The 4,587-nt window shown below is 48.5% G+C and carries 4 protein-coding genes; all 4 read right to left on the bottom strand.

What is annotated here, in order from left to right; genetic code table 11:
- A partial coding sequence (locus tag H3U90_RS08210; RefSeq protein WP_181415147.1) for an ABC transporter ATP-binding protein occupies positions 1 to 1,348 on the bottom strand: 1,348 nt, incomplete at its 3' end.
- A gap of 17 nt (positions 1,349 to 1,365) precedes the next feature.
- Positions 1,366 to 2,811, bottom strand: a complete 1,446-nt coding sequence (locus H3U90_RS08205; RefSeq protein WP_045924218.1) for an FtsX-like permease family protein — start codon at positions 2,809 to 2,811, stop codon at positions 1,366 to 1,368.
- A gap of 47 nt (positions 2,812 to 2,858) precedes the next feature.
- Entirely contained in the window at positions 2,859 to 3,557 is a 699-nt protein-coding gene (locus H3U90_RS08200) for an ABC transporter ATP-binding protein (RefSeq protein WP_045924347.1), read from the bottom strand.
- An 11-nt stretch (positions 3,558 to 3,568) separates the two neighbouring features.
- Positions 3,569 to 4,087 (bottom strand): class III lanthionine synthetase LanKC N-terminal domain-containing protein, encoded by a 519-nt coding sequence (locus H3U90_RS08195; protein WP_141650093.1) that lies wholly within the window; start codon positions 4,085 to 4,087, stop codon positions 3,569 to 3,571.
- Positions 4,088 to 4,587: the final 500 nt, after the last annotated feature.

The following is a 4,587-nucleotide window of genomic DNA, read 5'->3' as shown; positions in this document are numbered from 1 at the left end:
AGATACCCCAACACCACACTCTGACCAACACACAACCAAACCCACACACAGAACCTAAAACAACGCGTTTAGTTCCTATAGGCCCATTTAAATCAGTTGAGTCAACATTGTTGTATAGGATATGCCCCGAATCCGGCCTATAAAAAGCCTCCAATAGGGAAAGCAGCGTAGTTTTACCTGAACCCGACGAGCCCACGATGACGGTTCTTTGGTGTGGGACTGCGCTAAAACTAATGTTCTGCAGAGTGGTATTTCGTTCATCATCTTTGTCCGCTGTATTGTAAGAAAAGCATACATCTTTGAACTCCAGCGTAATGTTGGCTGTATCAAACGAGGAATGCCCATCTGGGGAAAGCATATTGCTCGAACTTACGGTTTCGCTTTTATCGCGCAAAGATTCAATGTCTTCTATTCTCCTGAGTGGTCCTAAAGCTTTGAAAGCCGTGGTTATAGATGAGGAAAAGGAGCTTAGCGAAGAAACAACCATAGTCAAATACATTGAAAAGGAGATGAAATTAGAAATATCAAGATCCCCTTTCGCTATTTCCGCGCCGCCAAAGGAAAAAACGATTAGTAAGGTCAGCTGTATGGCGCAGTTCACAATGGACCGAATGATTGTTTCCTTGTTGGCCACTTTTACTGTTGCCCGATACACTTCTTCTGCGGTACCGACTACTCTTTTCGTTTCAGGCACTGTTGCCATAAAGGCCTTAATTGTGCGAATTCCAGCTAATGATCGCAGTATGGCATTAGACAGTCTTGCTGTCTTAGCTTGTACCAGTTCGGTATAGGCCTGCAGACGAGAAGAAGCAGCAATCATCAACAGAATGGATGTGCACGAAGTTATAAGTGCCACGGCAAAGAGTCTGGTATCAATGAACAGCATAGCGACAGCTGATCCGCAAGCTGTTAACAGATTCGCGGCCACTTTAAAGAAGTCTGATGACAGGGCTGAGCGTAACTCATTAGTATCTGAGATGACAGTTGAGACATAGTCACCCGACTCCCTCTTATCATACTCTTGTACCGGCAGGCCGAGGATACAGGTAATGAGATTGCTACGTTTATCGAAAACTATTTTCGCCGCAAGGCGGTTTGCCATATTGGATCCCAAACCATCCAGGACGATGCCTGCTACAAACAAAAGCGCCAAGACTGCAATTGGTCTCACCAACTTCTGACTCTGTTCTATGGCGTGTAGAAGATAATTGACACACAGAGGTTGTAGTAACGCCAGACCTGAAGACACTATACCCACAGACATCACAACAACAGTGATAGCTGTGTGCGGTTTCAATAGTCTGAATACATTAAAAATTGTGGTTTTTTGACGTTGCTGAGTTTGCATAGTTGACATGATTTCCGCTATTCGCCTATGGCTGTTTGGACGGTTTCAATTGCCGATCGCTTCAAACTAGAACGTGCAGAGAAAAATGTGGAAAGTGTTCCCGCGGCGATAATGGGCACAGCAAGGATAATGAAGAACTTCCAGGGGAAGACCACTACAAAGAGATTCTTGGAAAGAGGGAGGAATGTCACAGCGGTGAAAACTCCGACGAGCAAGGTGGCCCCCGCAGAGATAAGGATACCGGTGGTCACGAGGATGAAACCATCCAAGGCCGATATGGCAAGTAGCTGTCCGGGCACAGCGCCCGCGATGGAGATAAGGGCCAGATCAAGGTTGCGTTCCTTGGCAGAGATGGCGAAACTGGCGACCGCACCGATTACAGCAATGAGCAAGGCCGACCACAGGCTGGACATAAGCTCTATCGGTGTGGCTGATCCCATGTCTTTCAACTGGGGAAAGCCACTTATGGCAGCAGTACTGGTTTGACCTGTGATTAACAATCCACCGAGCAGGAACAGGCAAGCAGTCAGTGAGATGATGGTGGAGCCGAATGCCTTCCCGCGACTTCTCACAATGGCTTGTGCCCGTGCGATCTTCCAGACATCGGATTGCACAGGAACCAGATTCGTCCATGTTTTGGTGGCCCATTGGATGATGGGTCCTCCAGAATAGGCCAGAGCGACCAGAAACAGCAGTATCGCGATGATCGGGCCTAATGACATGGGTTGCATGATGATGCCCAATTGGGTCTTACTCAGAGTTTTGGGGTCGTTCAACACCAGGATGACGGCAGCGACAGCCGGTGCCAGCAGGGCGATGAAACCACCGATAATAAGGAATCTCCTCAGACCGCGCCCAGCTCTCGTGACGTGGACTTCCTCAGTTCCTGAACCTCTCAGCAGCTCAACCGGAAGCACTTTCCTCAAAGCACGCAGAGTAAAGAGAGCACCCAACAAAGCCACAATGAAACCGACTGCAAGCCCCCTCAAAGCAAAGTCTAAGAAACCCTGCCAAGTAAAAGTGATAAGCGGCGGTAACAGCACGGCCTCCAACTGGAACTTTAGAATCCGTGGGGCAAGAATTGGCGCCAGCGCCATACCAACGATGGAGGAGATCAGAGTCAGCACGAACACCTGCACCATGGTGAGGGTCAGCACCTGCCTAGGTGTGGCACCAAGCAGGGACAACAATGCAAGTCCCTTCCGCCGCTGCCTTATGGAAGCCTGAATCGTCACCATAATGACCAGGCAACCCAGGACCATTGCTATCTGGTAGACCGAGTCCACGTTAGTGCTGAGATGGTGAGATACCACACCCACTTCCCCCGGGGAATCATGTTTGAGATCATTGATTCCCTTGCATACACTCATGGCGCACAGAATCGTCTGCGTGACCACAAGCACAAGAAACACACCGGCCCAGATTCCTCTATTGGCTTTCAGATCATTCAACGCCCACTTCATGACTTACACCTTTCACGCCGCATCGCCATACAGAATCAGGGCAATAACTACGCTTGCTCTTCCACATTCCCTGATGCGACAAATCCGCCATCACTCATGGTGTATACGACGTCGCATTGCCGGGCCAGGCGGAGATCGTGTGTGACCACGACCACGCATTTACCGGGTCGATGGGAGAAGTCCCGCAACTGCGAGAAAACCAACTGTCCGGACTTCTGGTCAAGAGCACCTGTCGGCTCATCGGCGAACACAACATCGGGATCCGCGACCAAGGTGCGAATCAAGGATACCCGCTGCTGCTCACCACCTGAGAGCGAACTAGCTGCGTCATTGTCGTGCCCGCTCAAGTGGAACTTATCCATGAGGGCATCGATGCTTCCTTGATCGACCTTGCGATGGCTGAGAGTCAAGGGGAGCAGGATATTGTCACGAACGGTCATGGACGGGACAAGATTGTAGGACTGAAACACAAACCCGATATGCGATCTGCGAAACAAAGCCAAGTTACGCTGGTTCTTCTTAGTTAGTTCCTCACCCAGCACCCACACATTTCCTTGAGATGGCTGTTCAAGACCAGAAAGGCAATATAGCAAGGTGCTCTTACCACATCCAGAGGGCCCTGTAATTGCGGTCATGGCACCACCAGCAGCAACAAAAGAAAGATCATTGAACACCACAGTGGGAGTCCCGTCACCCGAGACGAAATTCTTACTTAGCTGTTCAGCTACTACCACACCATCACGCATAATATTAACCTTCATGGTACTGAGATCAGAGTATCGCCAGACCTCATGCGATTATAAAGCCCCACGACAACGAGTACTGAATCGGACATTTCTATTGAAACAAACGCCCCATATCTGAAAAAGATAGGTCCGTTATTGTACCTTAAATCACTGAGGATATAAGGTCCTGGTTCACCGCCTATTGCTTCCTCTAGTTTGAGGGTTAATCTTTCAAGATGCTCATCAGAAAAGGGATATATGGTTATGAATTTTCCACTAGAGCTGCGTCCTGCATATTTGGTATTGGAGGATCGGTACTGTTGTTTATCCCTGAGATATTTGAACATAACATGCTCTGAAATACAGATTTTAGAAACTTTTTCTAAAACTGATTGTGCATTGTCAAGGGAAGCCGTCACATGAATTTTCCATCCGTGGGTCCTCATTATGCAAGCAGTCGGCTGCATATATGTCCATACTACGGATTTATTTGAAGCCCATCCTATCGGACAGTCAGGTTCAGGATCCCATGACTCTTCGGCATGTGCCATGAGACTACGGCTATCGACAAAGAAAGGAGATCCTGGGTGCGTCGCCCGCATGTATACAGCTTCCCCAATCATTGCGTCTCCCATCGTTGCGGACTATGCTTTGTAGTAATATTATCTGAACCCGGTTCAGTGTCAACTTCTGTTTTAACTCGCTTCTTGAATATTAATAACTTGCTCATTGCCTTTGATAGCTAAGTACCCATACGTCGCCTTTTAAGATGGCAACTTTCCTTTGAGTAGAGATGGACCTTCAATTGCTGCATCCAATGATGTCAAGACACCAAGCCGTTTGCATAGCAAACTTTTCCCAGCGTCTATACTTACCTGATCCTCCCCCGTGGCTTCCATTCTGAATGATATTAACGACTGCGTCTGCACCGATTTCCTGGAGCAGTGACACCCACTTCAGAGATTCTGGGCTATAGGAACTAAACGCGTTGTTTATGTTGGGGGTTTGGCCTTGTGGCTGTAAGCGTGTTGGGTGGTTGTTAATAGGTCGG

Origin of the sequence: Bifidobacterium sp. W8103, from assembly GCF_016100775.1 — a bacterium.
Lineage (GTDB): Bacteria > Actinomycetota > Actinomycetes > Actinomycetales > Bifidobacteriaceae > Bombiscardovia > Bombiscardovia choladohabitans.
This window is presented reverse-complemented; position numbering and strand designations above follow the sequence as displayed.